Origin of the sequence: Paraburkholderia sp. CI3 (assembly GCF_050436505.1) — a bacterium.
GTDB lineage: Bacteria > Pseudomonadota > Gammaproteobacteria > Burkholderiales > Burkholderiaceae > Paraburkholderia > Paraburkholderia tuberum.
In genome coordinates, this window is sequence record NZ_JBNDMI010000001.1 from 133465 (window position 1) to 156769 (window position 23305).

The following is a 23305-nucleotide window of genomic DNA, read 5'->3' on the forward strand; positions in this document are numbered from 1 at the left end:
GCACGAGAACGGGACCTTTGTCCTGATCGTGATTCCGGTCAGCGATTGCGGGCTGGCCTGTTGTCGCTACTGCATGGCGTCTGAGGTTGTCGCCGGGGCCTGTCCGGCCCGGTCGGTCCAACCGTATTGCCCGAAAATCGCCCGACCTTGCGGTCCTTCGAGGAATTGCACGAACTGCCGGACCGTGTCGCGGGCCTCTCCGCGCTGAGTCAGCACCACGCCGCAATCGCGATACAACCGGTACTGCGGCTCGATCTGCACGATGTCCGCTACACCCGGATGCGCAATGGCCCATATGTTGTAGACGATCCACGCGTCGATGGCCGGATCGCTGTTCCACCGTTTCAGCGCTTCCGCGGTATTCGGTGTGAACGCGGCGATGTTCCGGCGTAACGCCTTCACTTGCCGGATATCGCCGTCGCGGCCAACAAGGTCTTCCCACAGTCCGTTTTGACCGGAGCCATCGACCACCATCACGCGCGCTTCACTACTGAGCAAATCGGTGATGCCTCGGATATGGCGCGGATTGCCCGGCCGCACAAGGATCACGGCGGGACGCAGGTAGAGCGGCTCGGCGCTCTTTGCAACGAGCTGGTCGCCGAACTTCGCGATGAAGCCCGACATCATGTCCTCTGAGCCGGAATACAACAGGTCAGCATCGCCGTGCGCCGCCTCGGCCCATTGCGGTGTTGGGCCCGCAGTCACGTCGACTTCCACGCCGGTTTGCTTCGCGAACGCTGCAGCGGCCGCCTTCATCGCTGGTGCGGGGCCGCCGGGGCCGTATACATGGAGCGGTTCTGCTGCATGAGACGGCTGGCTGACGAGCGTGAGGCCCCTTGATCGGGTCAGCGATTCGGGCTTGTCGGCCGTTTGTGTCACCGAATGGTGACTCGGGACGGTGACGGTCCCGTCGTCAGTTGCCTGGGCGTACATGATTCTTCCGAACAGAGTGAGTGCAAGTCCGAGCATCAGAAAAAGGCGTTTCATGGCGTTGTCTCCTTCATATGGTTTGTACGGGGGTCCTGAATGCGTTACTGTCCCGCCGCGAACAGGCTGCCGACAGCGTGGGCTTCTTCCATCAGCTCCTGCGCGGAAAGGTCGATGCGCTCGCGGGCGAAGTCGTCAATCGCAAGACCGGTCACGCGTTCGAACGTGCCGTTGCGGCAGATCACAGGAACACCGAACATCAAGCCATCGGGAATGCCGTACGAACCATCCGATGGGATGCTCATCGACACCCACCTGCCGTCGCTTCCGCTCACCCAGTCGCGCATCTGGTCAATCGCTGCGTTGGCGGCAGAGGCCGCCGATGACGCGCCGCGTGCTTCGATGATCGTCGTGCCGCGTCGCGCGACTTCGGGGATGAACACGTCGCGGTTCCAGCGTTCGTCGGCAAGCAGCGCGCGAGCGGACTCCTGACCGATGCGCGCGAAGCGGTAGTCCGGATACATCGTCGGCGAATGGTTGCCCCACACGACCATGCGGCTGACCGAATCGACTGGCACGCCGCATCGCGCGGCCAGCTTCGAGACAGCACGATTGTGGTCGAGCCGGATCATGGCGGTGATCGCATCGGCGGCCAGATCGGGTGCAAAGCGACGCGTAATCCACGCATTGGTGTTCGCCGGATTGCCGACCACCAGCACCTTGACGTCGCGGCTCGCGACTTCGTTCAGCGCGTGTCCTTGCGAGCGAAAGATCGCTGCGTTGGTTGCGAGCAGGTCGCTCCGTTCCATACCCTTGCTGCGTGGTCGCGAACCGACGAGCAGCGCATAGTCAGCGTCGCGGAATGCAACGTGTGGGTCGTCGCTGATTTGAATCGATTGCAGCAGTGGGAACGCGCAGTCTTCAAGTTCCATCACGACCCCACGCAGCGCGTCGAGTGCCTGCGGAAGTTCGAGCAACTGCAGGATCACCGGCTGGTCGTTGCCGAGCAGGTCGCCACGCGCGATCCGGAACAGCAGCGAGTAGGCGATCTGCCCGGCAGCGCCTGTCACTGCAACACGCTTGGCTGGGTTAGACATGATCTTCTCCTGATGGGTGAGGCATGCGAGTTGAGCGATGTGCACGCGCATCGCGTGCGGTACGTAACCGTCGGTCAGGTGAAATGCATCGGCCGGTCGAGAATTGATAGTCAGTGGCTGGCTGCCAGGCAGGGTGCGTGAAACATATGACCTCGCACGAGTCCCCGCAGAGTCTTCGACAGCACGAGGGTCCACAGTCCGATGAGCAGCGCGGCGAGCATCGTACCGGTCGCGGCGAACACACCGAACCCGGTTACGCGATACAGACTCAGCGTCGCAACCGCATAGACGCCGAGCGGAAACGTGAAGGCCCACCAGCCGAGATTGAACGGCAGGCCTTCGCGGCGATAGCGCAACGTGAAGAGAATCGCCGCGGCGAGCCACCAGAGGCCCACGCCCCAGAGCAGCAACGAGCCGATGACGCCCAGGTCCCGCGCAAGCAGCGCAACGCTGGCAAGCGAGGTACCCGCGAAGGCGCCCGGAGCTGCCTGACCGAGCGTGAGGAGACCCAGTGCGCCGGTGCCGATTGGGCCCAGGGTCAGCCAGCTGGAGGGGCCGAGGTCGCGATGCGGCAGCTTGTGAATGACAAGGCGGAAGAACACGATCGTGAGCACCGAGAAGGCGAGCGGCACCGAGATGGCCCACAACACGTAGCCCGCGCCGATCACGACACGCGCGGTTTCGGCGGCGAGGTGGGGGGCAAGCGTCGCAGCACTCGAAGCCGCGACTTCGGGAGCAACGATCGGCAACAACAGCACCGCTGTCAGGCGCTCGAACGCATGGATTTGTTCAGTGAATATCAGATACGGCACACCGATTGCGACGACCACCGCCAGCACCGCGTCGAAGCACCACAAGACGTAGGCGAGCGTGTATGCGCCCGCGCCGAAACGCTGACCGGCGAACAGCACAATGCCGTTGATGATCGGGGCGAGGCCCATGGGCAACGCGCCGAGAAACATCGACTGAAGCGGATGATGCAGTAGCGGCTTGATGGTCTCTGGGAAGCAAATCCAGCGGGCCGCGAACATCGCCGCGAATATGGCGTAGAGAACGATGTCCACGCCCCACAGCGATGCGCTGATCGCCCGTTGACCACTGAAATGCACCGGCAGCGCGGCGAGCACGAGGAACACGATCCCGTTGCCCATTGTCATCGCGAACCAGTTCGGCGTGAACTGGCGAATCTTGTCGGAAAAGCTTTGCGTGAGGGCAGATGGTGCGCGCACGTGGGTTGTCGCGGTCATGATCGTCTCCACAGGAGCCATTGCATGACTGGACTTTAGGCGTGCGACTGATATATTAGAAATACATATTTCGCATCGATGCGATGCTAATCCGATATGGAAGGCCCGCAATGAATTTCACCCATCTGGCGGCTTTTTTCTCGGTGGTGGAAACCGGCAGCGTCACCGCTGCGTCGGAACGCCTGCATGTCAGCCAGCCTGCGCTTACGCGAGAGATCCGCGAACTGGAGGAGCGTTTCGGGGTGCCGCTCTTCGACCGCCTGCCGCGCGGGATGCAGCCGACCGAAGCGGGTCGCCTGCTGGCGGACTTCGCTGCCCAGATCTTCTCGCTGGCGGAGGCCGCCGAGACGGCGATCGGCGAGTTTGCCGGGCTGACTCGCGGACACCTTGGGATCGCCGCGAGCCGCACGATCGCGGTGTATCTGCTGCCACCGGTACTGGATGAATTTCGACGTCTTTACCCCGGTATCAGCATTGACCTCGCGGTATCGAACACTGAGCATGTGGAAGAGGCCGTGCTGGCCCATGAACGTCAGATCGGACTCGTCGAAGGTCCATACGATGCCGCCGTGTTCGATGCCGTCGTGATCGGACACGACGAACTAATTGCCGTGGCAAGTCCGGTTCACCCGCTTAATCGCAAGCGCAAACTCCGTGCCGACGCGCTTGGCAGGGCGGAACTGGTCATGCGCGAACCTGGCTCCGGCACGCGCAGCGTGGTCGAGCAGGCCTATGCGCAGCATGGGTTCGAGTTGTCGCCGAAGCTTTCAGTTGGCAGTCCGGAGGCCATCAAGCGCCTGCTGCGCCATGGCAGGGCGGTGGCTTGGGTCTCGCGTCACGCTGTCGCCGAAGAGTTGGCGTCCGGCACGCTGGTGCAGTTGCCGGTTGTCGATCTGAAAATCGGGCGCGAGCTGAGCATGATCTGGCGTAAGGCACGCGGCTTGAGTCCAAGTGCGCGCGCGTTTCATACGCTCATTGGCCAGATGCTCGAATCGACGCCGGCGTAACTCGCGTAGTTCAACCGTTTAAACGCATCGGGGGCGGTTTTGCCATCGATAGTCGGGCGCTACGCGGGTTTCTCGAGGAAGCGCGGGAACCTGATGTGTCACACGTCGCCTTCAATTCGCGCGTGACGCCGCGAAACTATCGGCAAATTCTCGATGAGTTAAATCGGGATGTGTTGTCGTGCTTTTCCCGCCATGTAGCCCACGACTCGCAAGACGCTCCTGTCCTTGCGATCGGATCAAAATTCGCACTTATGAGGGAGTTCGACAGATTCAAGGTCATCCGGGACGTCGCCGACCGCAAGCTCAAGCCGTGGCATGCAGCGGAACAACTCTGACTGACGAGGCGCCAGATCCGCCGCCTGGTCGGTCGGTTGCGCGACCATGGGTCGGAAGGTCTTCGGTCGCGTTGGCGCTCGAAGCCCAACAACAACCGGTTGGACGCGGCGAGGGCCGATCGGGCGCTTTCGACCATCCGCGAGCGCTACGCCGGTTTCGGACCGACGCTGCTTTCGGCAAATGGCCGGTCTGTAGCATTGCGCGGGCGAATCGACGTCTTTGGACGAGCGTCGGGAAAGGGCGAAGGCGTCGGCGACTTTCGTTTCACGGATGGACTTCATTTGGGCAAAGCCGCATGCAAAAAAGAATCCCGTACCTTAACGCTGCGGTGCCGGCTGACAGGGTGCTCCAGAGGCATTTCATCGTGACTGACAGACTGGGACATTTTGCGCCGTCTTGCGTACTCACAGAGATATCCCTCGTCGGCGCGATGCTCGTGGTTCTTGACCGCGATCTCATGTTCCAGCGCGTTAGGCCCGCAGTGACGGGTGTCTCGCCGTTGTAATTAGCGCCGTCCGCCCCTTGACGTGCCAACCTGCGGATTCTGGCCGCCAAGGCGCGGAAACGCCGGTTCATCGCTCGGCATGCGCAGCTTCTTACGTACATCGGGACCCAATGCCGCGGCGCCATTGAGCGCTTTGCGGGTCTTTCGCAACGGGGGTTGCGCAGCCACCTGCACGACCAGGCCAAGCAACGATGTTGCCGTTTCATTCGCAATTGCGCGCGCCTTCCTCGCCTGGTACCTGGCCTTGCGGCTAGGGGATGCCTGCTGGTATTCGTAGTCGTAATAGGCCTTGGTGCCCTTCAAATTCACCGACACCTGCGTACTGCGCGCCCCCGGCGCGCCGCCGGGCGGCAGGAACGTTATCGCGATCTTGTCCGGGACGCCCTTGGTCTGCGCAAGTTGCTGCACCAGTCGTTCCAGTGCATGAGCGACCCACGGGTTCTGCTCATCCAGAACAGCCGCGGCTGCGGGCAGCGCGATCGGCAGCTCGATCGGATCGCCCTCGCGCTCGAGCACCTCCAGGATCCATTGCATCCACGTTTTCTGGAGTGTCGTGCGATTGGCGGCCGTATAGTGAGCCGTGAACGGCGCGCTGGTCTGCGAAAGGGGGATGAAATCCTTCTCGTCCGCGAACTCTGTCTTGAAGTGGATGCCTTGTGCGGCTAGCGCCGCTTTCTCGCTGTTGATTATCATGCCCGCAGTTGTTGCGACAAGGTTGGCGAGGATGCCCACGGCAGCCGAGCCGCCGTTCGTGTAGGTGTAGCGCTGCTGCTCGCCGATGGTCAATATCTTGGCCCTCTTCGTCGCATCCACCTGTTGCCGGCTGTCGCCGCAGAACAGATCACGAACGTACGTGTTCTGCACGGCGCCTAGCGCCTGACTTGCCAGGCCCATCGTCGCGTCCGGATCGCCGCTCTTGCCATCGATCACCTGCTGCATGCGGTTCAGCGCCAGCTCAAGGTTGAACAGTTCCAGCAGCTGCGCCTTGAGCTTCGTCTCCTGGTCCATGCCTTGAGGGCCCTGCAGATTCACTTCCTCCCGTCCGGCCCGTCGCAGGGATCGTCTCAGCGCTGCAGTCTTTTTGTGATGCCGCATCATCTCACCGTGCGCCTCGGCGACCTTGCCTGCCAGCAGACGCCGCGCGCTGTCGAAGCGCATTCGCAACGGCGTCTTCCATGCTTCGGCGACCGCCTTAGGGTTGAAATGCGCCTTATGGTCGGACTCGAACTTCGCCTTCAGTACCTCCAGCGACTGTTTCACTTCATCGCGTCGGGACGGATCGGCAGCGGCGACCTCCTGAGCGCGCTTTTCGGCCGCTACATAGTCCCTATAGTCCTCCCAGTTCTTGCGAGGCTCAAACTCCGACACGTCCCTCAACACCTCGGCGTCCTTCTGTGCGATCTTCTGCAACTCCGCCAGCAACTCCCTCCTGGCTTTCGCCTCGGCCCCAACCCGGTCCTGGCCGCAGTACCACCGGGCCTTCTTTTTTTGTTCGCGATAGCTCTTGTAGGCTTGCGCGCGTTCCTTCTGGATGGCTCTCCGATGGCCGTCCAGCACGTCGTCGGACCTGATGAGCGCCACGATGGCCCGTTTCGCCTTCGCTTCGCCATCCTTGCTGGGACCGTTGCTCAACTGATAGCCGAAGTACAGTGCGAGGCTCAGGGCAGCGGCTCCCGCGCTTACGCCAGCCGTGACGGGCGCCGCCACCAGGCCAGGCGTCAGGATCGCCAGCACGGTGGCCGGCAGGCTGACTGCGTTGCCGACATAGCCGCCAATCAGGGAGCGCTGGTTACCGTACCATTCGACCTTGGCGCTTTCAGAGGCGGTCTTGTAGCGCGACTTCAGTTCCGCCAGGTAGCAGAACTTCGCGTGCGCGATATCCAGCCGCTCGTGGGCCTTCTGCACCTCTGCCTGGTCATGCCGGCTGTAGGCCGCTTCCAGGTCGGCTAGCGCCGCCTCGATTTGCCTGAGGTTCTTCTCCGCGCCCCGCAGATCGCGGACGAGCCGGAACGAGGCCTGCAGCAGGCTGTCCCCCTCCTTGGCGCTCTTCGGCGCGTCCGCACGGCCGTCCACCATCACCTCTTCGGATCCGGAGTTTCGAAAGCGCCGCTTGGCCGAGTCGAGGATGGTTCTGGTGGCGAACAGTTGCAACACCCACCGCACGCCGGAGAGGACTGTCTTGGTGGTGGGGTCCGGGGCCATGGTCTGGGCTATGCCGATGGCGCTGGTGGTCGAGGATGCGAGCACGGCATGCTGGCGATGGAGGCCCCCCAGGCCCGCCTTCTTGAAGCTTTCCAGCACTTTGTCCGGATCCTCACCCACTGCAGTCAGGAAGGTCCGGACTTGGGCCTCGAGGTAATCCTCGTCCCGGGCGCCTGATGGCAACAGCCGCTGGTGCGCAGGAATATCCCCGGGGTGCTTGCGCTCGTATTCCAGCGCTGCAATATGCGCCAGGTCGGGGATCGAAACGTTGGTGGGGGCCTTCGCAGTCTGGCTTGCGACCCATTCATTGCAGATTTGTGCCGCAACTCCGCTTGCCCATTCGCCCTTGAACTGCTTCGCGGGTACGCCGGGCACTTTCCCCGTGTTGCCCAGCTGTCCGAAGCGGCTATAGAGCTCCTCCCACTCGTCCTCACGACCTTCCGGATTGGCTGTGACCCGTCTCTGGGAGGTGTGCGGAGGTGGAGGTGGAACGTCGCCCGAATCGCGTGGCGCATTGTCTGCGGCCGATACCGAAGCGTCTGCGGCCGATACCGAAGAGGGGGCTGAACCTCGAGGTGGAGCATCGTCCGGAAGGCTTGAGGTATTGGCTGTGGCCGGTGTTTCGGAGGGGAGAGGAGCGCGTAGGATCCTTCTGAGCGGGTTCTTGGGCGGTGTCTGCCACTGTGTTTCGCATTTCGATTCACTCCCGGCAGCTTTCGGCGGCGTTAGCGCACGGCGGGTTGCCGCGTCTCCTGCCGGCACGACGACGCTTGGGCGCTTATTACGCGCTTCCTTCTCAGGTAGATGCGACGTGGAGGGTCTTCGCGAGCTTTTTTTAGGCTTCGGCGGCGCCGTAAGCCCTGGCGATCCGGCGTGCGGCAGGGTGGGGGCGTGACTAGTATTGCTAGTTTGCCGCGTGTGGTTTCCCGACGCCGCAGGTCGAGCTCCGGTCATGGCATGTTCCTGTGGCCATAAAAAGCCAGGGTAGGGGCAGGGCCATGATATCGACCCGAACCGGACAAGGCCGCGCCAGATGCGAAGCCGCGTGCGCCGGCACGACGTGGCGCACCGCTTGCGGCCCTAGGTCATCGCAAACTCGATGCGCGGCCTCGCGCCGGCCGGCCGCCGTGATGCGTCGCCGGGTGCGACGTCGAAATCGACCTCGTAAAGACGCACCACCGATGTGGTGGTCCGATATTCGGCGAACACGGCCGACAGCGGATCGTCCTCATGCAGCGCCGCCAGCGCATACAGCCAGCGTCCGCCGCACAACGCGTTGTAGACCTGGCGCAGCAGCGCGCGGCCCAGCGCTGGCGCGCCGTCCTCGACCGCGATGAAGGCGAGGTACACATACGGTAGCGCCTGTCCCGGCGCCGGCAGTCGCGGCAGCCGCCGCAGGCGGGCGAACAGGTTGTAGCCGGGGCGGATCCAGGCGGTCGAGGGCGCATAGCGCTCGACATGCGCCTGGCGCAGGCTCGACTGGTCCCACGCTGCCATGGTCGCGCACACGCGCCCCTGCCGCAGCGCTACGAAGAAGTCTTGCGCTTGCAGACTGTCGCAGCGGCCGCCAGGCGAAAAGTCGTCGACGCTGAGAACGGGCGCCCACAGGTAGCCGGCACGTTGCTGGTTCAGGAAGCGGACGAGCTCGGGCAGTTCGTCGGCTCGGGCACGGCGCAGTTCAACCCCAGACACCGTCAACTGCGGCCGGCGTTTCGTCAGGTGCAGGGCCGGCGCGACGAGGCGTCCGCGAGGCAGATGAACCGGCAAGCCTGCCCGGCCACTCACGAGGCTATTCAGGGCAGCGGCGTTGTCGTCGTAGATCAGTACGTAGCACGACAGCGGATCGGCCTCGTGCAGCGTGCGCAGGAACCGGTAGGTCCGTGACAGCAGGGTTCCGTTCCGATAGGCCGGATGGATGCGCAGATCAGCGAGGTAGGCGGTGCGCTCGGGCCGCCCGTTGACGAAGCTGGTCGAGACGCAGCGGCTTCCCATCACCACGATGCGCCCGTCGGCCCTATCGCGGCCGACGATCACTTGCACCGGATCCCCTTGCAGCCGGCAAGCGCCGAAGTAAGACGGCTCGCGCCGCAGGCTGATGGCGGCGGCGCCTTCGATCCAGTCGCCGGCGAGACGCTCGCGCAATTGCGCATCGTCGCCGGGGCCGGCTAGCGAGAACTCGAAACGACTCATGAGGGCACTGTCAGTGAGAGGGTGCGGCGAAGCGCAGTCAGGTGGCCCGGCTGGAAACACGGGCCGGCATGACGATGTCCCACCAGCGCAGCGCCATGCGCGCCAGCGACGGCAGACCGCCGATGGCGAAGCTGCAGGCGTCGGCCAGCAGCTTCCAGCGGCTCGCACCCGCGGCGACGTCGCAGCGGCAAAGGGCTCGCGTGCATTGCAGCACGTCGAAGGCAAGGTAGCCGGTGGCCAGCACCAGCGCGAGGACTAGCCGCGCGCGGCCGATGCCGTACTGCGCGGCGGCCTCCATTGCGATGTGGCTGTGATCCAGTTCTTCTCGCGCATGCCAGCGCCATGTCAGGCTTTGCAACGAGGCGTCGTCGACCATCAGATAGGGCCGCTCGAGGATCTCGCGCGACAGCACGGTGGTCAGGTGCTCGAACGCGGCGACCAGCGCCATCTTCGACGGCAGGCTCCAGCCTGCCAGTTGGTCGGCAGCGCGGGCGGCCCGCAGCGCCGCGGCGCTCGCCGCCGGCGTCCGGGCGATCAACGCCGCGTTGTAACGGTCATGGGCTCGCTGGTGCGCGCGTTCCTCGCGGATGAAACGACCGAGTTCCGCCCGCAAGCGGGCGTCGGGCACATCGCCTGGCTGGGCAAGCCACTGTTCGAGCGTCGCGACAAAGAACGTCTCGCCGGCCGGCAGCAGCAGCGACAGGGCGTCGAAAAGCCGGCTGCGCAGAAGGGTCCGGTTCCAGGGCGTGGGGCCGCGGTGAGTCGTCGAAGCGTGGAGGGTCATGGACGAGCCGTGGTGCGGGAGTGCGTGTCAGCGTGTTCGGTCCGTGGCGACGCCGCATCGCCAGGACACCATAGGCGAGGCCCGGCGGCCAGCCAGTCGCGGACGAACGTCCCATAGGAAATGGGCGACGCAGTGGGATCGTCGCGCAGGCGGGCCGGTGCTTCGAACCACCGCAAGCTGGGATACCGGTGGTGCACTCGGTGCAGCGAGCGGTGCAGATTCAGCCAGCCCAGTCCGAATGGCAACACGACGTCGTGCGTCACGGCGCCAGGATCTCGCCTGCACGACGACGGCAGTACCGCGACGCCGTGGTGCTCGGCCTGGGTCAGCAGGAAGTCGAACCACGAATGCAGTGCAAGCGGTATTGCGTATGCCCACAGCACGGCCTGCGGCGCACGCCACGCGCATAGGCCGAGCAGCGACGCGATCGCGAGCATGCCGCCCAGCGCTGCGCGGCGTGCAGGGCGCCGGACCGCCGGCACCAACGACCATGCCGTCCGGTTGATATGGAAGGCGACCCAGGGCACCTCCACCGGCGCCAGCAGCCAAACCCAGCGTGTGCGCCAGCTCAGCGCGTAGAGCCTGCCTTCCGGATCGGCCTCGGTGCAGGTGAACCGATGGTGCTGAAAATGAAAATACCGGTAGGCCACGAAGTTCACCCCGAACAGCGCGGCGCAGACGGTGCCCACCAGGTCGTTCGCGCGTCGCCTGGTCAGGAAGCTTCCGTGCACGCACAGGTGCTTGGCTTCCTGGCAGCCGGCCAGTAGCAGCGCTTGCGGCAAAGCCAGCAGCGCGCGCAGCCACTCATGTGCGGTGCACGCGATCAGCGCCGTGTTGGCTGCCACGCCCAGCAGGAAGAGGCCGCTCGGCAAGTCGACAAGCAGGCTGGCGCGCCAGGGCGTGCGGCCGTTGATCTGTGGCGCTGGATTCATAGCAGCTGGGTCAGTGGCTGGGTGATGCGTCGTACCGACGTGAGCGAGAGTGCTTGCCATACCGGCGACAGAGCCGACAGCGGGATCGCGCCGCGCAGCACCACACCATGATCGAGCGATCGCTCATGAGGGAAGTAGCCTGGCTTGACGCAAACGATTTCCTTGAAGCCACGCGAATGGTAATACCTCAGTTGCGGATCGGCGGGCAGGCGCGCGCGCCGGCGGGACACGTAGTCTTCGACGCGGCCTTGCGGATGGTGCCGCCGCCAGTCTCGCAGCCCCGGCACCGGCGAGCCGAGGTAGATGTGGCGCCAGCCGCCCTTGAGCGCATGCGGCCAGAAAAATTTCAGCAGGGCATCGACGCCGAGCGGATCGCGGCTGCTCAGGCTGATGCCGAACAAAGAGGAACTGTTGCGCGGGCTCGGCAGCAAGGTGCAGTCTTTCCAGGTGAGGACGCGTTGGCAGAAGTCATCGGGCACCGGTTTGAGGAACAGCGACGCGAGCATGCGGCCGGTGCGTGTGCAGAATGCGCCGACCGCCAGTTCGGGATGGGCGTCGATGCGCGCGCGCAGGTCGGCTTGCGAGGCGGCCTGGTCGTCGTACCATTTCTCGCGTTCGAGATCCAGCAGGGCGGGCATGTCGCGCAACGTGAGGAAGCGAGCCTGCGCGCGCGCCTCGGTTGCCGGGTGCAGGGTGAGGGCTGTCAGGAAATGAAGGCTGGGGTCCATGGCGTCGCGGTCGCGATCAGGCTGAAGGCCAGGATCGCCGGCCGTTGCCCAAAGGTGACGTATTTCGCCAAAAACATATGTCACGACCGTGACAGGCGTTGCGGTGTGGCGCGCCGGGCCCTTTCGCCACAAAGCAGTGCGATCGTGGTTGGCCAGGAGGGAGGATTGCGGTGACCCTGAACCGGCTGAGGCCGTTCGGGGAAGCGGTCGACAACGTTGACGGAATGCTTGGCGCCGGCCTGCGAGAGCGTTACGCCCAAACGACAATTCATCTGCGCAGAGGACCATTGTGCTGCGACAGAGCAGCGCCAGCGCGAGCATCACCTGGTCCGGTCACATCTTGATTGCCGGCAAACAAAGGCGCTGTCATTCAACCTGCACCACCTGCTTGCGCTCGTCGGGCCATTGGGGCGACACACTCGTGATCTCCCGCACCGCAAGCAGTGCGTCGAATGACGGCGCCCTGGTGACCGATCTGTTGATGCGCAGCGGCTGCCCGATCAGCTGATATTGCGGTCTCTCGCCTCGGCTTGCGCCGGGGTGCGTGACGCTTCGAACACGCCGCGCCCGACGCCATCGTGGACGGCATTCGATGCGTCGCGCGAATTCATCCCGCCGTCGAGGACCATGCGCGCAACGGTCGTGGGCTGGTGTTCGTGCAGATACTCGATGGTTCGTTGAGCATTGCGACTGACTTTCATAGGTACAGGTCCTTCGCGTCGGTGCGGGAGATTCAATTCGGTAAAGATCCAACAGCCGTGGATCTGCCGGATGGCACAACGTCCCGTCGAATCGCTTCGATGCTATTGGCCCCAGCGCATGGCCGAATCACGTGGCATTCGCGGCGCTGCCGCGAGTCCAGAGCGACCGACCTCACGCCGACCGCCCGAGCCCGCGAATCGCACGTTAAGATCCGCGGCGCTGCACGCTGCGCCGATCAGGAACGGTCGGACCCTTCCCGGCGCAAAGCGTTCAATCGTGCTGGCATCCTTGCCGGTCGTGACGAACACGACCCGGCGCGCCTGCATGTCGGCGACCAGCGTCAGATACTCATGACCGCGCCGGTAGTCGACGCGCTCCAAATTCGATGTGCTCGGAAATGCGAAGAAGTTCGGCTTGACGCGAAGTCGAAAAGCACGAGAATCGGATTCAACCAGGTCATGTGCCCCGTTCAGTTACATCTGCAGCCTTTCGGCAGGAATCCGTTGCGCTGCATTGAGGGCGATCGAATGAAATGCCGTCACTTACGATCCGGCGAGCACGATCGACAGAATGACGACAATGAATGCCACTCCGTTCATGCGCCGTTGCTTGCTAAGCGCCATACTCGTGAGCGCGAAGATCTCCACTAGCAGAACGCGAATAACAGAATCCGTCGCAGCGCATCGGCTGAATGCAGACGGAGCGACTCCGCGGTTGCCAGATACTGGGGGAAATGCAGCGCCAGTGCTACAAGTAGGCTTAAAAAGCGCAGTTTGAGCGCGACGACAGTCGCAATCGAAAGTTTTCCAGCAATACGGCGAGCACCGCCGACAGGAATCCGAGCCAACTTTTGTACCGTCGGATTGGACGCGCGAATCGGCGCTAGCGGTCGAACGTGTTTTCTGGAGAGCGCCGCAGATCCGTGAGGGGTATACATAGCCGTTAAGAGAGCGAAATAACAAAGACGGTTGATAGGAAAACCGGCTTCCCGGTCATGTTCGCCCGGCAAGCGTGTGAAGTCATCACGCGGCGGCTTGCATTACGAGCGTGGCGGCACCCCGAGAAGCTCGCAGATTCGAATGCAACCAATGGCTGTGCATCATTGCGATGATCTGCGCGGCGCTTCTTTGGTTCCGACGCGTTTGTGGCTCGTTTCAGGACGCTGTGAAAGCAAAATGGACAAATGGATTGTCGGTGATAAGGCATCTATTCAGGGGGATGGCGTCAACTCTGTCCCTCCTCAGAAGCGACGATCCCGGTACGGTCCTGCGCACCCCATGCCCTTGCTCCGCTCAGGAAGTAGATCCAACCAAGTGTCGCGCCGACGTGCCGCAGCAATTGGAACGTGAAAGGCTCAACCACCGCCGTGGCCACCGCCATCCACAAACTGGACGTCGCCCGATCGCCCGTCCAGCGCCGATAGAGATGCAGCGACCAGAGATGGAACGCAAAGTCGATGACGATCTTCGCCCCGATCACGCTGAAAATCGGCACCACGATGCTGCCGTGCCGATCGGCGATGAAGGCGAGCAGCAGCGCGAACGCCGTCAGTCCGTAGATCGGCTGCACCGTATCGAAGGCTTTGACGGGCAGCATCAGCAGGCCGAGCGTGCCGAAGCGGCGATTGCCGATCATGTCGCGATTCCAGTATTGCGTCTGCAGGAAACCGGCGAACCAGCGCCGTCGCTGACGCATGAAGCTGCCGAGCGTACCCGGTGCATCGGTCAGCGCATGCGCATTGCCTAACACCTGCACTTGCCAATCGATGCCGTTATCGGCGGCATAGCGATGCAGCCGGTGAATCAATTCGTAGTCCTCGGTCAGACATTGCGGGTCGAAACCGCCCACCATAAGCAGCGCATTGCGTCGAAAGCAGGCGAATGCGCCCGACACCAGCAGCAGGCTATTGACGCGCATCCACGCAAAACGCGCGATGAAATTGCGGATGTACTCGTAGGTCTGGAACCATTGCAGCAGACGCCCGCTCAGCGTTTTCGCGCACATCGGCACGAGGATGCCGGCGGCGGCGACCAGCTTCGGGTTATCGGCGAAGGCACTGCGCATCGCGAGACTGGCGTCCTTCGCGAGCCGGGTGTCGGCATCGACAGTCATGACGATGTCGGTTGTCATCCTGACGATGGCGGCGTTCAATGCACGCGCTTTGCCGCCGTGCGGAACGCGTAGCCAGTACAGGTTCGGATGCAGTGAACTCGCCGCACTCAACTCGCCCCCGCTCGGCAAAACCAGGCCGAAGCGTTCGGCAAGGAGTGCGGCGGTGCCGTCTGTCGAACCGTCGTCGGCGATCACGATTTGCGCCGGACCATCGATTTGCGCAAGCAAGCCGGCGAGCGTGATTGGCAGGACTGACGCCTCGTTATGCGACGCCACGATCACGCCCAGACTCGGCATCTTGCTTCTGCCTCGCACCCGCTCAGGCTTCCTGGCGGGAGTCAGGAGAGGCAGCGATTTGACGGTCACGAAGGCGAGCAGCAAGGTGTCGTAGACGATATACGCAATGCCCGTGGACCACGCCACCACGCCGTCCAGGAAGAACGCACGAGCGAACAGCACCAACCATAGAGCGATGATGCCGCAATGAACCAGCATAGCAGGCAGCTGCGTCGCTCGTGGCGCGGAGCGCGGCGAGGCGAGGGAGAACGCCTGTTCGAGTGAAGTCTTCAAGGGATGTCTCGATGGGTTTGTGGTTGAGTGGCGGGAGGCGCCTCAGGGCGACGTAAGCTGAAGCACTGGCCTGAGATTGGTCCATTCATGCTTCAGCGCGCAGAAGACAAGCGCTGCGAGCAACGAGTTGAGCGCGCTGCATGCCAGCGCATCTCGCGAGCCCAGCTGTTCGTGCAGGAAGGCCTTGAATGGCGAATCGAGCTTCATCACGAAGCCGATGCGTGGCCACGCACCGGGCGAAAAAGCGTCAACCGCTGGGAGCGCCGGCAAGCCGTTGGCGTTGATCAGCCACCGCGATCGGCGTGTGCGGGAAGATCACGGTGCAGGCGTCAATCGAAGGTATGTCGGTAGTGGACAGCGTTGATAGGCCGCCGCGTGCGGAACTGTTCATGCCTGTGGTTCTGAAAAAGCAAATGACAGGTGCGAAATCCGAAATAGCGTGTCAGGCAGTATGCCCTTGGTCAATCGCGCGCTTGCACGCTGAAGCCATCGAATCGCCACCCGGGTAGTAAGCGCGAGCCTGTTTGCCAGCGTATCTGTTCAATGAACCGTTTTCCTGTGCCGATACGAAGCAGCGATGAGGCAGGCGAAGCATCGTTTCCGCGGCCGGGACACACTTTCGGCGATGACCATGCGATCTTGCTACAGATACGATGCAATCAAACCTCAACAAAGTTCACTCCACGCCTCATTTCATTGCGGCGCATCCGACGCGTTGCTAAAGTGGTCCACGTTTCCTCCATGTCGCTCGTTGTGGATTTAGCCCGCCATCCGGACGGGCTTTTTTTGTCTGTTGTTTCGAGACACAACAAGCCGGGACGGCCCGTGCCGCTCGTGGTTCGCCGGGGGCGCTCTAGCTAACGTAGTCGCCGACGTATGGCAGGAGCACATCGCTCAATTCATCCGCATCGAACTCCCGGCTCAAGCCGATGCACGACATCTCGCTTGCGCGGTCGTCGGATACCGGATTGCTGCGACGGCTCCAGCCGCGCTGCAGTGGGGCGCGACCCGTTGCTCGCACCTGCCGATTGCCGATGGCGAGCCGCTCGAAGTTGCTCGCGATGCGGACACTGCAAACTGTCCTGTTCTCGTAGTGGGCCGCGAGAGCTTGCTGCCGCCCGCCGACCTCTGCCGCGAACAGTTGCACGCGCGGATCGAAAACGCTTCGACCGAGCCTCTTCGCGTGCGTCACTGACGCTTCGAGCGAGTTGGCGGCGCGGACTTGCAGCACGCCATGGCGGTTCGTGCGAATGGCGAGAAACGCGAGTTCGATTTCGAAGGATCGTGAGACCAGACTCCAGTCGAGAAAAAGCTTGCTTCGACCATGATGCTCGGCGGTCCGTATGATTTCGAGGACGAACTCTTCGATCAACCGGTCTTGTTTCTCTGTCTGAAAGAGACGGTCTGGAGCACATGCCCGGAGCATGGCATATAGCTGCGCGAGGCCAATCAGTTCGAGCGGCCGAGCGTGGGCCGTGTCCGGAAGCATGCGGCCTGAGCGGGCTGGAACGTCGCAACACCCGATCATGCGATCCTGTTTTCCGCGCGTGAGCAGGTTTGCAATAGGGTGCCTCAGATACGGAGTGCGGTCGGACAGATAGCGCAATAGTGAAGACATGGCGTTGCTCTCGGCTAGTGGTCTGGATCACGGATTTGAGAAGCCGATGTTAGAAGTGCCTCGCCTGCTTGCGTGTAACGCAATAGTTGGGACGGTGACAAAGTGATACCGTCTGCTTGCTGCCTTCCCGTCGCTTCGGGTGGTCGTACAAGAGTTCGCATCTGCCAACAGACGTTCCGCGAAGGTGCTGTCGGAAATGACGCCAGCGCGCTGTGTCGACCGCGTTGGAAGTTCACACCGCGGGACGGCGAAGCAGATGAGGTGCGTTCGTCCAGGCGATCGGTCAGGAGGCGTCGAATCAGTGTTCTTCGACAGGAATGTCCACGCCTGCCATGCCGCTTGGCCCCTTGGCCAACTCCCTCGAAGACGATACCCAATCGGTGACGACCGATCCGCCATCGTCATACTCCTCGAGAAGCAAATTCTCTTTCGCGTCTTCGAAGCACTCACGAGCCTCAAGGGGCTTTCCCATCACCGCATAGGCGCATGCCCGGGTGAAAATGACAACGCCAATCGCACTGAACATGCCCGAGCTCCGACAGAGATGTTCTGGCTGGTCGAGCAGTTCCAATCCGCGCCATGGATCGCCTTCACAGACCGCGGCGCTCCCGAGATTGAAGAGTGCGGCGGCCTCGTCGTCATCGCTCTGGACATCCCGGGCCAATTGCAGCGCAAGCTCGTAGCGCGCCACCGCGGAGTTCAACTTGCCTTGCGCTTCATCGAGCATGCCGAGGCGAAGCAGGGCTTGTCCCAAACCTTGCTTGTCATCCATAGCTTCACACATGTCTCGTGCCTGTTCCAGCAACTGACGCGCGCGCTCAGGCTGATCGTTATCCGAATACAAGACCGCCAGGTTATGCAGCGTAACCGCGAGTCCTTCCAGATCTCCGGCTTGCCAACGCAGTTCAAGCGGGCGCCGATTCAGCAGCAGTAGGGTAGGCGTAAGGATTCGTGCGGAAATGCGTATGATCGCCCGGTGAGCCTTTGCAGGAGCGGGTTCAGAACCTGATCCCGTAATCTACCGGGGCGGGTTCACGGTCCCTCAACTCGAACAGCCCAAAACGATTGAGGTGGTGAGTCCGGTAGGGGCTGAATGCCGCGAGCAGTTCCGGCGTTAGCTGTATCCCCTCGCTTTCCAGTTCCTTCAATGCAAGCGTGATCGTGTGGCAATTATGGAAGATCACGAGGTTCGCGATCAGATGGTTGTACTTGATGATCTTCAGTTGATCGTCGCGTACGTTCTCCGCGATGATGTCGGAGCCGAAATATGCCCACTGCGCAAACTTGTTGAAGCCTTCGCATTTGTTCTGGGCCGCCTGAGTGACACGACGCAGGTCTTCTTCGCTGATGTACTCGAGCAGAAATATCGTACGGACCACCCGGCCCAGTTCCCGGAATGCAAAGTAGAGCTTGTTTTTCCGGCTCGCCGTACCGAGCTTGCGCAGGATGGTCGACGGCGAAATTCGCCCGGCGCGAATCGACTGCGCGACCTGCAGCATATCCGGCAGGTGGCAGGCGATCAGATCCCAATCGACCGTCTCTTTCGTGAACAGACTGTCGATGTGCTGATACGCTTCACCGGGCAAGGGGCGAAACCACTTCAGATCTTTCCAGTTGCGGATGCGTGGCATCAGTTTGATGCCGAGCAGAAAGGCCAGCCCATAAACTGTCGCGCTCTGCGCCTGCGTGTCGCCATGCAGGATATCAGGCTGGATGTCGGAGTCGTTTCTTGTCAGGCCGTCGAGAATATGGATTGCCTCCCACACTCCGCAGGGCCGACCGGCTCGCACCGAAAGTTCTCACGCTCGTTGCTGCCGGTCACTCGTATCGCGAGATTGGACGACAGCTTGCCATCAGCAAGAATACCGTGCTCGACATCGTCAAACGTGCACGCACCGGCGAATGTATTTCCAGTGGAACGCGGCGATAGCGCTCCCGGATGGGACGAACTGAAGCAAGGAGCGCCACATGTTTGGAGTCGCGTTGTTCAAAACCTTGTCCTCTTCATTCGATACGTGGTAGCAATGCTGCTGCGAAAACGCGCAGTGCTTATACGACATGTCCATCTGGAGACCATGCCAATTCATGGAAACCAAGTCAAGCGACTCAGTTTATTTCGCGACTACTGCGAACACGCTCAATTCGCCTTTACAGTCTGCACCTCGCAGTGGTCTTGTATCCACTCGGCCACAGGAAATGCGGCCTCCTCGGTAACTTTTTGTTCCCACATTGACGGTTGGCAAAGCACCTCCAAGTCAAGACCCTCAATGGTGGGTCTCGCCAACAAGGCGCCAATGAATTTGTCATTACCGCGTTCGACAATACCCCACACCAATACGGTACCGGCCGCACATTGCATCTGAAGTAAGAAGGCCTCCCGGTGCGCGCCATCGCGAGATTTGTCCGCCATCCAGCTCACATACTCAGCGAGACGCGCGTCCTGCAGCAATTCCTCAACAAGTTGACGAGCTTGCCCGGGGTTCAGCGGCAGAATCCTGAAGCGCTCCGTTTCGAATGCAGGAACCTTTGATTGAAGGTGTTCTGGTAGCACGGTGCCATCTTCGGAAATTGGATGTGATTGCATGGATGGGCCTCTATATTCCGACTGGTTACAAGGTTCCGGGGAGATTCCAGCAGGTTTTGGTACGGCAAATCGATGATGATGCATGAAACGCGGGACATTCCAAAATGCGCGGCGCGAATCGATGCATCTCAAATGCGAATTTTCCATGTGGCATTCGGCCAACACGGGCACGGCGCGTTGCAACAGCGAACAGAAAGCATGCGTTATGAGTACCGTAGTCAGCGGCGGCGGCTTTCACGACCATCATTCTCACATGCGCCTACATGGCTTTCGTTACACGACCGGTTTGCAGCAGAGGAAACCAAACACGCTTCGTGTCCTTATCGTATATCCCGATGCCATGCACGATATCGCGATCTTCGGAACCGCAAGACATCACCGAAGTACCAAGACTGATAGATGCGTGTGAGAAACGATCTCCCACACTAGGCAACGCTCCCAACGCGCCCACACGCATCATTACGCCTTTATCGTCCAATTCCTTAGCGTACTTTGTCGGGCTCTGATGTGATGGATGACTCCCGCCGACCCCAAGTCGCCGCGCAAGATGAATCTTCTGAACAAAGCCCAAGAACATGAGGATACCGTGCGCACAATCATCGAGCATTTCGCCCCTTTGTGGACATGGCATTCGAAAGTTTGCCAAAATTGAGCTTTCTTTGGGAGAAGCAAAAAAATGAGCGGCGTGTGCAAAACATCAGTCAGACCAGCGAATACCGTTAGCAATTGCGGTGGCATTTATGTGGCGCCGTACGAGGTCGAAATGCGGCCTCTGAGGGGTCAAGCAAGGCGCCTGCCAATTCGAACCGCCGACGTCGGCCCTCGCATACTGAGCTGGCAGCACTGAATACCTTGGCCGACCAGGAGCTCGGATTCAAGCCCGTCACAGTGACAATCCCGAGTGACGTCCCCTTAAATGCCCCTCGGCGACGTATCGAACTGAAGCAGCAGAGCACCAGCCGTTATGTCGATCGGGATGGCCGGAGTTACATGACCGCGCAGACTTCGCAAGGTAAAATCATCACCCCACTTCCCCGGATGCTCGGCGGGGGGGGGGGGGGACGGCGGCGATGTCCTATGTCAAGCTCAAGAGAGCGCTGGATCTCATGCCTGACTATGATAACGATCGCAAGGCTGTGGCCGCCGAGGTTTGCGTCGCGTACAACACACTTGCGCTTTTCATTGACGCTTACGGACAACTGACCGCCGCCGGAGAACATATGTTTGATAAGGAACAAGCCCGGCGGGAAGGCGCACCTGGCCCGTCGATCACGCGAAACCAGTTGGACTTCTTTCAGTCGTTCGGCATCTGATGACGGCTAGAAGGAGTCTGAATAAAGAGCTGTGAACGGCTGTGAGAAACCGACCCTAAACGGCGGCGTCGATCAGAGATGCGGAATGGTCATGCTCTGCTGAGCGGTTTGGGAATGGTTTGCGCGAAGAGCGGGAGGCGCTACTGGGTGCGTCGGAAGAAGCCCGTAGGGCGAGTGCAGACGCACCCGACGCGGCTCGTTTCAGGAAGTGGTGACGCTCAAGTCGAGATGCGGTAGAAGAAGGCTTACCGCCGAAGAAACAGGCCCGAGAAGGTCATGCGCCGCTTCAAGTCGGCGCGACATCTGCAACGATTCGCTTCGGTCCACGATCAGGTGGCCAACCTGTTCATGCATTGCCGTTACAACATGAACGCGCAGGCGAGACGGCAGGCACGTAATCGGGCGTTTGAGGCGTGGGAAACCATGATGGCAAATCCAATGCTGGATCGTCATGCTGCATAATTTGGGAATACCTATGTTTGTGATTTCGCTCGCAGAACCTTCGACAACGTGACAGTACCCTCTTGCCTTTATAGGGTTTGTTCCGGATCGGTGCAGAAGCTTTGCGCTGAATTCTCGTCCGTGTCGATGATTGGCATATTGTTCAAATGGGCCTGACGGCGCGTTCCTGGATGCTTTCCCCGGCGATCGCGGCAGCACAGCCGCATCACGTGATGCAGTAGCACTGTCGGCCGCACCTGGTTAGGCCATCTGGTGCGTGAGATACCACACACCTTTGAGCCCGGTACGGTAGCGGACGTGCTGAATTTTCGCCGTCAAACAGGCGAAATCCTCTCCTGAAAAGCGAATGGGGCGTCGAGTGCGCCTCCCGCCGGATTCAGCACCTGGTCACGCGACAACCCGTGACGTGAATCGCCTGCCTGTCGATTGGCGCCGGACAGCTGATTGCGTGTACTGGCGGACGCGCATCAGGCAACTGCATTACTGATCAACGGTTTCGTTTTCAAGCATGTAAGTTCGTTCTTGGTAGCGACTGTGCTGGTAGAGAAAACTATTATCAAAAGTTTGCCGACGAGGTGGATCATGGACGGGGTGGTGCGTAGAACGGGAGACTTGTCTTTGCCTGAACCTGATGATCAGGTTCAAACCCCACCTGAGACGTCGGGTAACGGTCCTTCCAACGCCCGGGACGCGGGCAATGTCCACATCGACGGACTGAAGTCGATTGGGTCTTTGCCCAAAACCAGGCAGCAGGCCGTTGATACCGATATGCCAGCTTCAAGCAAATCGGAGTCTGACGCACAGGTCGGCGGACCTGTTCACGGGGAGAACGCGGCAGCAGTTGGGCACGTGGCCGTGCCGATTGAACTAAGTCCGAGCTCGAGCGGACTCCCCGCTGATCTCAAACAGGAAATTCGAGGCGTAGCACAACAATTGGCAGTTGAGGCAGTAGTCGTTATGGAGCCCGGCGACCCGCAGGCACCGGTGCCAGGCGTCTGGCGAAATTTGCAGGCGATCGCATCGATGCGTTCAAGCGTCAGCAGCATGCAACTCGCGGAGATCGAAGGTGATCTGCGTGCGGCAATCAGCGCGTCTGCGCATCCGCCTGCGGATACCACCTTGCTGCGTGATGTTGTGTCCGAGATTACCCACCCTGACGGGCTCAGCCTGAGTGGCTTCATGGCCGACAGGGTGTACGCCGGGCTGTGCCTGCCCAATCTCCAGATGGTGGAAAGCGGCGAGGAGGAACCCAACTCCCGCACGTTTAACAGCATTCTGCCGAACCTCGCGGAGAGTGCGTACGACTACAATCCTTTGGGCCGCACCTTGGTGTGGGAAGGAGCCTGCGCCCTCGTTGCCGGTCCACGGCAGGCGGACCGGCGAGAGAGGCTCCGCAAAGTGGTGTTTGAATTGCCGAATATACCGAACGAGGGAGAACCGAAACTGGAAAACCCTTGGGACTTCATCATGGCGATAGACGAGCTAAGGGTGGATGAGGACGTTGATCTGGACGCGCTGAGGGGGAAGTCCCAGTAACGACACGCCACATCCGTGGCGATGACGTTCAAGATGAGATGCGTCCCGATGCGCGTATGCGCGGCCGGTGAGTTGTATTCGCTGGTCTCGCGCTACGTGTTCTCGTTCGTCCCACGTCACCAGGCTGCCATGCCCATGCTTGCACTCGCGGCGTCCCTCGGCAGCGCCAACCTGCGACAGGCGGAACGCGCGATCGTACGCATTTCCGCACGAATCCTTACGCCTACCCCAGTAGGGACGGCCCGCAACAACCCTGGCGATCCCCACAAGTCTGCTCTTCCACCGCCGCGTTCTGGCCGCTGAAGTCGATCAAACGGCGGCGTCGGAGGCGTCGAAGCGGTCAGTTCCGACTCCAGCGGCGGTAGCGGCCCAGACGACGATACGGGAACGGCGGCGAGCACGTCCGCTGCGCGCCGCCGTTAGGCGCGAACCATACGGCGCTTAAAGAAGCGC

At 61.5% G+C, this 23305-nt stretch carries 19 protein-coding genes and 1 pseudogene; 5 read left to right on the forward strand and 15 right to left on the reverse strand.

Annotated elements, in window-relative coordinates:
• Window positions 1-66: 66 nt before the first annotated feature.
• From OKW29_RS00630 to OKW29_RS00640, 3 genes are all read right to left on the reverse strand, one after another.
• Window positions 67-987, reverse strand: coding sequence for a substrate-binding domain-containing protein (locus OKW29_RS00630; RefSeq protein ID WP_429289562.1), 921 nt, complete (start codon window positions 985-987; stop codon window positions 67-69).
• 44 nt (window positions 988-1031) lie between these two features.
• A complete protein-coding gene (locus tag OKW29_RS00635) occupies window positions 1032-2024 on the reverse strand; it encodes a malate dehydrogenase (protein ID WP_429289563.1) in 993 nt (330 codons plus the stop codon).
• A 110-nt stretch (window positions 2025-2134) separates the two neighbouring features.
• Window positions 2135-3271, reverse strand: a complete 1137-nt coding sequence (locus tag OKW29_RS00640) for a TDT family transporter (RefSeq protein ID WP_429289564.1) — start codon at window positions 3269-3271, stop codon at window positions 2135-2137.
• A 110-nt stretch (window positions 3272-3381) separates the two neighbouring features.
• On the opposite strand from OKW29_RS00640, the gene OKW29_RS00645 reads away from it, so the two are divergent.
• On the forward strand, window positions 3382-4278 hold the full coding sequence (locus tag OKW29_RS00645; protein ID WP_429289565.1) for a LysR family transcriptional regulator: 897 nt from the start codon (window positions 3382-3384) through the stop codon (window positions 4276-4278).
• Window positions 4279-5119: 841 nt separating this feature from the next.
• On the opposite strand, the gene OKW29_RS00650 is transcribed toward OKW29_RS00645, so the two are convergent.
• The 11 genes and pseudogenes from OKW29_RS00650 to OKW29_RS00700 all read right to left on the reverse strand — a co-directional run.
• Window positions 5120-7696, reverse strand: coding sequence for a hypothetical protein (locus OKW29_RS00650; protein ID WP_429289566.1), 2577 nt, complete (start codon window positions 7694-7696; stop codon window positions 5120-5122).
• 705 nt (window positions 7697-8401) lie between these two features.
• On the reverse strand, window positions 8402-9511 hold the full coding sequence (locus OKW29_RS00655) for a hypothetical protein (RefSeq protein WP_429289567.1): 1110 nt from the start codon (window positions 9509-9511) through the stop codon (window positions 8402-8404).
• Between the two features lie 37 nt (window positions 9512-9548).
• Window positions 9549-10295 carry a metal-dependent hydrolase gene (locus OKW29_RS00660; protein ID WP_429289568.1) on the reverse strand — a complete coding sequence of 249 codons (747 nt, stop codon included), beginning with the start codon at window positions 10293-10295 and terminating at the stop codon, window positions 9549-9551.
• Window positions 10292-11227, reverse strand: coding sequence for a fatty acid desaturase family protein (locus tag OKW29_RS00665; RefSeq protein ID WP_429289569.1), 936 nt, complete (start codon window positions 11225-11227; stop codon window positions 10292-10294). Before OKW29_RS00665 ends, OKW29_RS00660 begins: the two co-directional genes overlap by 4 nt.
• Window positions 11224-12276, reverse strand: a complete 1053-nt coding sequence (locus OKW29_RS00670; protein WP_429289570.1) for a hypothetical protein — start codon at window positions 12274-12276, stop codon at window positions 11224-11226. Before OKW29_RS00670 ends, OKW29_RS00665 begins: the two co-directional genes overlap by 4 nt.
• Window positions 12277-12455: 179 nt before the next feature.
• The gene (locus OKW29_RS00675; protein WP_429289571.1) at window positions 12456-12656 is read right to left on the reverse strand and encodes a hypothetical protein; all 201 of its coding nucleotides are present in this window, start codon (window positions 12654-12656) and stop codon (window positions 12456-12458) included.
• A 1225-nt stretch (window positions 12657-13881) separates the two neighbouring features.
• Window positions 13882-15339, reverse strand: a complete 1458-nt coding sequence (locus OKW29_RS00680) for a glycosyltransferase family 2 protein (protein WP_429289572.1) — start codon at window positions 15337-15339, stop codon at window positions 13882-13884.
• A 42-nt stretch (window positions 15340-15381) separates the two neighbouring features.
• Window positions 15382-15549, reverse strand: coding sequence for a hypothetical protein (locus OKW29_RS00685; protein WP_429289573.1), 168 nt, complete (start codon window positions 15547-15549; stop codon window positions 15382-15384).
• A 643-nt stretch (window positions 15550-16192) separates the two neighbouring features.
• On the reverse strand, window positions 16193-16711 hold the full coding sequence (locus tag OKW29_RS00690) for a hypothetical protein (protein ID WP_429289574.1): 519 nt from the start codon (window positions 16709-16711) through the stop codon (window positions 16193-16195).
• Window positions 16712-17255: 544 nt separating this feature from the next.
• A complete protein-coding gene (locus tag OKW29_RS00695; RefSeq protein WP_429289912.1) occupies window positions 17256-17483 on the reverse strand; it encodes a hypothetical protein in 228 nt (75 codons plus the stop codon).
• 472 nt (window positions 17484-17955) lie between these two features.
• Window positions 17956-18732, reverse strand: a pseudogene (locus OKW29_RS00700) (Tn3 family transposase); the annotation flags it as partial.
• Between OKW29_RS00700 and OKW29_RS00705 the strand changes: the two are divergent.
• Window positions 18711-18887 carry a helix-turn-helix domain-containing protein gene (locus OKW29_RS00705; RefSeq protein ID WP_429289575.1) on the forward strand — a complete coding sequence of 59 codons (177 nt, stop codon included), beginning with the start codon at window positions 18711-18713 and terminating at the stop codon, window positions 18885-18887. The pseudogene OKW29_RS00700 and the gene OKW29_RS00705 sit on opposite strands and share 22 nt — an antisense overlap.
• Window positions 18888-19094: 207 nt before the next feature.
• On the opposite strand, the gene OKW29_RS00710 is transcribed toward OKW29_RS00705, so the two are convergent.
• Window positions 19095-19541: a GNAT family N-acetyltransferase gene (locus OKW29_RS00710; RefSeq protein ID WP_429289576.1), complete on the reverse strand. Its 447-nt coding sequence runs from the start codon at window positions 19539-19541 to the stop codon at window positions 19095-19097.
• Window positions 19542-20611: 1070 nt separating this feature from the next.
• Between OKW29_RS00710 and OKW29_RS00715 the strand changes: the two genes are divergently transcribed.
• The 3 genes from OKW29_RS00715 to OKW29_RS00725 all read left to right on the forward strand — a co-directional run bounded on the left by OKW29_RS00715 (window position 20612) and on the right by OKW29_RS00725 (window position 22852).
• Window positions 20612-20854 (forward strand): hypothetical protein, encoded by a 243-nt coding sequence (locus tag OKW29_RS00715; protein ID WP_429289577.1) that lies wholly within the window; start codon window positions 20612-20614, stop codon window positions 20852-20854.
• A 276-nt stretch (window positions 20855-21130) separates the two neighbouring features.
• Entirely contained in the window at window positions 21131-21316 is a 186-nt protein-coding gene (locus tag OKW29_RS00720) for a hypothetical protein (RefSeq protein ID WP_429289578.1), read from the forward strand.
• Window positions 21317-21760: 444 nt separating this feature from the next.
• Window positions 21761-22852 carry a type III effector protein gene (locus tag OKW29_RS00725; RefSeq protein ID WP_429289579.1) on the forward strand — a complete coding sequence of 364 codons (1092 nt, stop codon included), beginning with the start codon at window positions 21761-21763 and terminating at the stop codon, window positions 22850-22852.
• Window positions 22853-23305 lie beyond the last annotated feature (453 nt).

Coding starts and splice junctions, on each gene's coding strand:
- OKW29_RS00630 (WP_429289562.1), bottom strand. CDS start 987: ATGAAACGCCTTTTTCTGATGCTCGGACTTGCACTCACTCTGTTCGGA.
- OKW29_RS00635 (WP_429289563.1), bottom strand. CDS start 2,024: ATGTCTAACCCAGCCAAGCGTGTTGCAGTGACAGGCGCTGCCGGGCAG.
- OKW29_RS00640 (WP_429289564.1), bottom strand. CDS start 3,271: ATGACCGCGACAACCCACGTGCGCGCACCATCTGCCCTCACGCAAAGC.
- OKW29_RS00645 (WP_429289565.1), top strand. CDS start 3,382: ATGAATTTCACCCATCTGGCGGCTTTTTTCTCGGTGGTGGAAACCGGC.
- OKW29_RS00655 (WP_429289567.1), bottom strand. CDS start 9,511: ATGAGTCGTTTCGAGTTCTCGCTAGCCGGCCCCGGCGACGATGCGCAA.
- OKW29_RS00660 (WP_429289568.1), bottom strand. CDS start 10,295: ATGACCCTCCACGCTTCGACGACTCACCGCGGCCCCACGCCCTGGAAC.
- OKW29_RS00665 (WP_429289569.1), bottom strand. CDS start 11,227: ATGAATCCAGCGCCACAGATCAACGGCCGCACGCCCTGGCGCGCCAGC.
- OKW29_RS00670 (WP_429289570.1), bottom strand. CDS start 12,276: ATGCTCGCGCTGGCGCTGCTCTGTCGCAGCACAATGGTCCTCTGCGCA.
- OKW29_RS00675 (WP_429289571.1), bottom strand. CDS start 12,656: ATGAAAGTCAGTCGCAATGCTCAACGAACCATCGAGTATCTGCACGAA.
- OKW29_RS00695 (WP_429289912.1), bottom strand. CDS start 17,483: ATGTTCAGTGCGATTGGCGTTGTCATTTTCACCCGGGCATGCGCCTAT.
- OKW29_RS00710 (WP_429289576.1), bottom strand. CDS start 19,541: ATGCAATCACATCCAATTTCCGAAGATGGCACCGTGCTACCAGAACAC.
- OKW29_RS00715 (WP_429289577.1), top strand. CDS start 20,612: ATGTCCTATGTCAAGCTCAAGAGAGCGCTGGATCTCATGCCTGACTAT.
- OKW29_RS00720 (WP_429289578.1), top strand. CDS start 21,131: ATGCGCCGCTTCAAGTCGGCGCGACATCTGCAACGATTCGCTTCGGTC.